The sequence below is a fragment of the Streptomyces sp. genome (genome assembly GCF_050698815.1).
In the GTDB taxonomy this organism is placed as follows: Bacteria; Actinomycetota; Actinomycetes; order Streptomycetales; family Streptomycetaceae; genus Streptomyces.
Window position 1 is genome coordinate 1 of the sequence record NZ_JBOHCV010000316.1, and the last position, 5,590, is coordinate 5,590.

The 5,590-nt window shown below is 69.9% G+C and carries 4 protein-coding genes; all 4 read right to left on the bottom strand.

Going from position 1 to position 5,590, the window contains the following annotated elements:
- Positions 1-36: 36 nt before the first annotated feature.
- On the bottom strand, positions 37-1,860 hold the full coding sequence (locus tag ACRDP3_RS11475; protein WP_431516783.1) for a choline/carnitine O-acyltransferase: 1,824 nt from the start codon (positions 1,858-1,860) through the stop codon (positions 37-39).
- A gap of 50 nt (positions 1,861-1,910) precedes the next feature.
- On the bottom strand, positions 1,911-2,747 hold the full coding sequence (locus ACRDP3_RS11480; protein WP_431516784.1) for a class I SAM-dependent methyltransferase: 837 nt from the start codon (positions 2,745-2,747) through the stop codon (positions 1,911-1,913).
- Positions 2,748-2,878: 131 nt separating this feature from the next.
- Positions 2,879-3,748, bottom strand: coding sequence for a HalD/BesD family halogenase (locus ACRDP3_RS11485; RefSeq protein WP_431516785.1), 870 nt, complete (start codon positions 3,746-3,748; stop codon positions 2,879-2,881).
- 274 nt (positions 3,749-4,022) lie between these two features.
- On the bottom strand, positions 4,023-5,375 hold the full coding sequence (locus tag ACRDP3_RS11490; protein WP_431516786.1) for an ABC transporter substrate-binding protein: 1,353 nt from the start codon (positions 5,373-5,375) through the stop codon (positions 4,023-4,025).
- Positions 5,376-5,590 lie beyond the last annotated feature (215 nt).

Below are 5,590 nucleotides of genomic sequence, written 5' to 3' on the forward strand. Positions count from 1 at the left end.
CGGCCGGATCTTCGGAACCGGCCGAGGTGAGCCCCGTCAGCCCGCGGGCTGTTCACCCGCCAGCAGTTCGCGCAGTTCGGCCACCGCCTCCCGCAGCCGGTCGGCGAAGGTGTGCATCTGGCCGGCCACCGCCCGCGGCGTGCTCAGGTAGAGGTTGAAGCGCTCGGGCAGCAGGACGTATGCGACGCCGATGCACTTGCTGCTGGTCGAACCGAAGCCGAAGTACTGGATGTTGACGGAGGGCGCGGAGCTGGTGCTGAGGTAGTCGTCCCGCATCGTGAGCCAGCCCGGCGTCCGGTACAGGGTGGGCTGCTCGGTGACTCCCAGCTCCGCCCCGCGCCGCCGCTGGATCAGCTCCAGCTCCCACAGGTGCTGCTCCGGCGCCTGCCCGACCTGGCACTCCTTCGCCCGGGTCACATGCTGCTCGGCGGCGGCCCGGAACGCGGCACGCCGGTTGCCGGCACCGGCCTCCGGGTCCTCCATCACCGCCACGAACTCCCGCATTCCGGGGGTGACCACGCGCATCGCCTCGGTCCTCCCGTGCCGGTACTGGCGGGTGGCGATCGACTCGTACGTGGCGCCCAGGTGTCCCTTGGCGCGCTGGTGGGCGAGCTGGTAGGCGGCCTGGACGAACGCGTCGGGCGAGACCCGCAGCGCCTTGGCCGCGCTCGCACCGAAGTCGTCGAAGGACACGGTGGTGGTCGCGGTGTCCGCCCCGTACGCCGCGAACGCGTCTGCGGCGGAGCGCACTTGGGCCCGCAGCGTCTCGTCCAGCTCGAAGCCGACCGGCACCGGCACCGGCGGGCCCTGGGGCTGGGCCCCGGACTGCAGGCTGTGCTCCTCGGCGGGGGTGTCCAGCAGGGCGTCGGTGAAGCTGAGGATGGTGGTTCCGTCCAGCTCGCAGTGTTCCACGTTGATGCCCGCCCGGCCGTCCTCGAAGACGATGAGGGTCAGGGCCTTGTCGAACCAGCGGTTGCCGCGGTCGCCGTGCAGCAGGTGGTCGCAGGCCTGCTGGGTGTCCGCGGGCGCGAAGTCCTCCAGGCAGACGCAGAACAGCGCGGTCTCGACGTCCTCCAGCGCGTCCGCGTTGCGGGGGTGGCAGGCCAGCAGGGACTCCCGGGCGGCGGCCCACTCCGCGCGGGCCATGGTGGTGAGGTGGCCCACCGGGGAATCCGCCGATTCCGCACCGGCCTTGATGACGGCGCGCAGCCCCGCCTCGAGGTCGTCCAGGCTGTGCGGCACACCGCCGTCGCCCAGGACGTCCAGCCGGTACATGCCACCGCGGAAGAAGACCACGACGTGCCGGGCGGTGGACGGGCCGGGCCACGCCTCGGAGTAGGGGGTGCGGACGGTGTCCTGCTGCGCGCCGGGAATCCGGGTGCTGGAGAAGAGGTACTTGTTCTGCTCCATCGACTGCGGCGCTCCGCGCTGCACCACCGGCGGAATCAGCTCCAGGTCCAGCTGCCGCTTGTAGTTGACGGCACCGGCGATGAGCCCCGCCGCCCGCTCCACCTGCGGCTGCCCGGAGTCCCGGAAGAGGAAGAAGAAGTTGGCGTTGAGCGCGATCCGGTCCCGGCGGCCCAGATAGCGGTACGGCCAGAAGGTGTCCAGCCAACTGTGCACGCCCTCCTCGGCGTCGTACGCCTCGAGTGCCGACTGCAGCACCCGGCCCGGGCCGTCGGGGCTGAGGAAGGCGTCCACCTCCGCCTCGGTCGCCGCCCGCTCATCGGCGGACAGCAGCGGCGCGCACCACGCGAGGAACCTCTCGCAGCTCGCCTCCAGCGTGGGCAGCGGCACCCGCGGCAGCGTGTCCTCGCGCGCGAAGGTCGGGGTGGTCGCTGTGCTCTGGCTGGTGTTCAATTCTGTTCTCAATTCGGATCGTTGGAACCTGTCGTGTACGGGTTGTCAGGTCAGCCGTTGCCGGCCTCGTCGCTCGGCCGGGAGAGGTAGAGCTGTGCGTAGAGCCAGCCTTCCGCCTCCAGGCCCCGCGTATCCACTCCCGCGCCCGACATCGTCTCCAGCATGAGCGACTGCTCCTGCGCGGAGGCGAACCGCCGCTGCTTGAACACCTCGTCGACGCGGATGGTCCGGTACCCCAGTCCGGCCAGCGCGCGCTCCACCGTGTCGAAAGGGAACATCCGCAGGACGAAGTGCGCCATCCAGGGCCGGTGGCCGCCGTCCTGGGCGCGGATGACGCGGGTGAGGGTCCGCTCGGTGACGTAGCCGAGACAGCCCGTCGAGATCACCAGGTCCGTCCCGGCGAGCTGGGCGCGCTGCCGCGGTCCGGGTTCGTCCGCCTCCAGGTCGGCGTGCACGGCGTCGTCGAGAAACCCGGCCCGCAGCGCGTAGGAGAGCGCGTCGCCGGAGGTGTCCAGGCCGACGAAGCGGACGGGGTGGGTGGGCCGGCGCGACCTGGACAGTTCCCGGTCCCGGTCCAGCAGGGCCTCGGGGGTCGCCCTCGGCGTCCCGGGCCGGTCGTCGGCGCCGTAGCGCGCGTACAGCTCGTCCATGGTCACGTCGTATTTCAGCAGAGCGGCGTTGATCCCGTACGAGCAGCCGATGTCGAGCACCTGCGGCGCCGCGACCTGCCGGGCCTCCCGGTACTCCTTGATGAGCTTCGCGAAGTAGGGCTTGGCCTGCTGCGGAACGCAGTAGTCGAGCGTGCGCAGCTCGCTGAAGTAGGCGCGCGGATCGGGCCGGTCGTAGATGTGGTCGAGGGTGACTTTTCCGGTCGCGTCATAACGCACGGGGCGTACTCCTCCGGGATCGCGGGGTGGGGAAGCGGGCGGGGAAGACGGTGGGAAGCGGAGTGGGGAAGGGGAAGCGGCGGCCGGTGCGAGGACTGCTCTGTCCGCGCACCCGCCGCTCGTGGGGCCGGCTAGTCCAGCAGCCGGTCGCCCCGCACGGCCCGTCCGGCGGCCGCCAGGTGCTCGGGCTCCACCCGGCCGAAGAGCTGCCGGGTCCGTGCCACGCTCCCGATGACTCCGGGGCGCTCGCTGTAGGCGAAGATCGCCGAGTGGCGCGCGACGTCGCCGCGCACGGGGCTCACCCGGTGCAGCGAGTAGCGGCCCTTGAACAGTTGCAGGTCTCCCGGCCGCAGCGGCAGCCGCCGGGTCAACCGCTCGCCCTGCCCGTCCAGTACGTCCCGGACGTCACCGAAGTTCTCGTCGTGGGCGGAGCGGATGTTGGGGCAGTACTCGAAGATGCCGCCGTCCTGGGCTTCCTGGGTGAGCATGCTGACGGTGAACTCGTTGGTGTCGAAGTGCCAGGGGTGCTCCAGGCCCGGCGCGACGACGTTGAGCACCAGCCCGGAGAGCGGGTCCGCCAGCTCGTGCAGCCGCGTCAGTTCGAAGCAGTCCGCGATGAAGCGCTGGAAGACCTCGTCGGAGTAGAGGCGGCTGATGAGGGCGTCCGCCGGGATACGGTCCCGGGCGACGAACGCGTTGCCCCGCTCGAAGGACGTGCGGCCCGGATGGTCTGCCGGCAGGTCCGGGTCCGCGGCCATGTTGTAGACGTTGACCGTCGCGACGTCGAAGTGCGCGCGGGGTGCGATGGCCGAGCACTCCTGCCGCAGGACGTCCTGCAGCGACGGGCGGATGAAGTCCGGCAGCACGGTGCAGCCGACGGCCGCCAGTTCGCGCCGGGCGCGGGAGACCAGGGCCCGGCCTTCGGCGCTGCCGGGTTGCGAGAGGGGATACCGGGCCGTGTCGACGACCTGGTCGAGTGTCAGAGCTTCGGAAGCGCTCATCCGATCCTTTCCGCGTACGGGGCCGGACTCCATCCTCAGCTGTCCACCAACTCTACTGAGGAGTAACGCAGTTGAAGCTGCCACAGTGTCGTCGTGTTGTCTGTGACGCGCCCCACGATGGCCGGTACGTGGCCCGTACGCGGCCCTGCATGGCCGGCACACGGCGGGGAATCGGCCGGGAGCGGGCGCACGCCGCCGGCGGGACGGCGCGGGCGGCGCCCCGGGTCCTCACGGCCGGCTGCCGGCCACGCTCCCGTGCCCCTCCAGTACGGCGTCAGCGCTGGCTGGCCGATGAAGCGTCGAGATAGGCCTTGCTCGCGGCGGCGTCGAGCTTGCGGGCGGTGGCTTCGGGGTCGGAGGGGTCGCGGATGAAGTTCTGCAGGATCTGCCACTCGCCTGCGCCGCTGGTGGCGCCGAAGGCGGCGGGCGTCTGGTCGGACATGTCGAACTGCACGGACTCGCCCGCGTCCACCAGGGACTTGGCGACCTTGCGGGTCGTCTCGCCCGGGTAGGCGTTCAGGTCCAGGTTGATGTTGGGGGAGAGGTAACCGCCCTGTTTGGCCCAGACCTCGGCGGCCTCCGGAGTGGCCAGCCACTCGATGAACGCCATGGTCACCTCCTTGTTCTTCCCGGCCTTCAGGGCCACCGCCGCATCTCCACCGCTGATCACCGGCGGTTCCCCACCGTCGACGGCGGGGAAGGGGAAGAAGTCGGCCTCCTTGTCCACGTTCCTGTTGAACTCGCCGGATATGATCCCCGAGACGAAGTCACCCTCGTAGACCATCGCGGCCTTGGGGTCCTTGTCGAAGACCGCGCCGATGGACTCGACCAGGTCCGTGCGCAGCGCCTCGGACCCGCCGCCGGCCACCTGATCCTCGTCCTTGAACAGCTCGCCCAGAGTGGTCAGCGCCTTGACGACGCTGGGGTCGGTCCAGCCGATCTCGTTGCTGGCCAGTTCGGAGTACTTTGAGGCCCCGGCCTGGGAGAGGTAGATGTTCTCGAACCAGTCGGTGAGCGGCCAGCCGTCCTTCGCGGCGATCGAGAAGGCCGGCAGACCCCACTGGGAAAGGGCCTCGCCGACCCGCAGCATCTCCTTGTAGGACTTGGGAGGCTTCACGCCGGCCTGCTTGTACGTCTTCGGCTTGTACCAGACCGTCGACTTGTGTGACGCCTTGAAGTAAAGGCCGTAGAAGACCCGCCTGACACTGCCGGAGCTCTGCCACACCAGCGCGAAGTTGCGCGCGGCGGCCAGTTCGACGTTCGGGGGGAGCGGCTCGAGCCAGTCCTTCTCGGCGAACTGCTGGAGCACGCTCACCTGCGGCACCATCGCCACGTCGGGGGCCTTGCCCTCCTTGATCATGTTGCCGATGAAACCGGGGAAATCGTCGCGGCCGTCCGCCCTGGTGGAAACGTACTTGGTCTTGGCACCGGTTTCCTCGGAGAAGGCGTTCAGCACCTTCGTGAAGTTCTTCTGTTCCACGCCGGACCAGGGGCCGGCGACGGTGAGCGTTCTGCCGTTGAACTCCTGGTCGGTGGCGGCGTTCTGCAGTTCGCTGCAGGCGGTCGCCGTGACGGCGAGGGCGAGTGCGGCTGCCAGTCGTGATACCGCGATGCGACGTCTTCTCATGGATTTCCCCTTCTGGCAGCTATGCGGTGCTCAGTGCGCCGATCCACCAGTTCGCAGTGGAGCCGGTAGTGCGTTGGCGGAGCAGCCGCCGTCGGCCAGGAGCGGTATCGCGGTCAGCGCCTGACCCGGGCCGGTGCCGAATTGCCGCGCACTCGTCGCCGCGCGAAGGTTCGGCCCATCACGGAAGAACTCGGAACGGGTTTGGTCTGGACCCG

What these genes read in the sequence shown, in the direction of transcription:
- ACRDP3_RS11485 (WP_431516785.1), bottom strand. Translation starts at nt 3,748, where the DNA reads ATGAGCGCTTCCGAAGCTCTGACACTCGACCAGGTCGTCGACACGGCC.
- ACRDP3_RS11490 (WP_431516786.1), bottom strand. Translation starts at nt 5,375, where the DNA reads ATGAGAAGACGTCGCATCGCGGTATCACGACTGGCAGCCGCACTCGCC.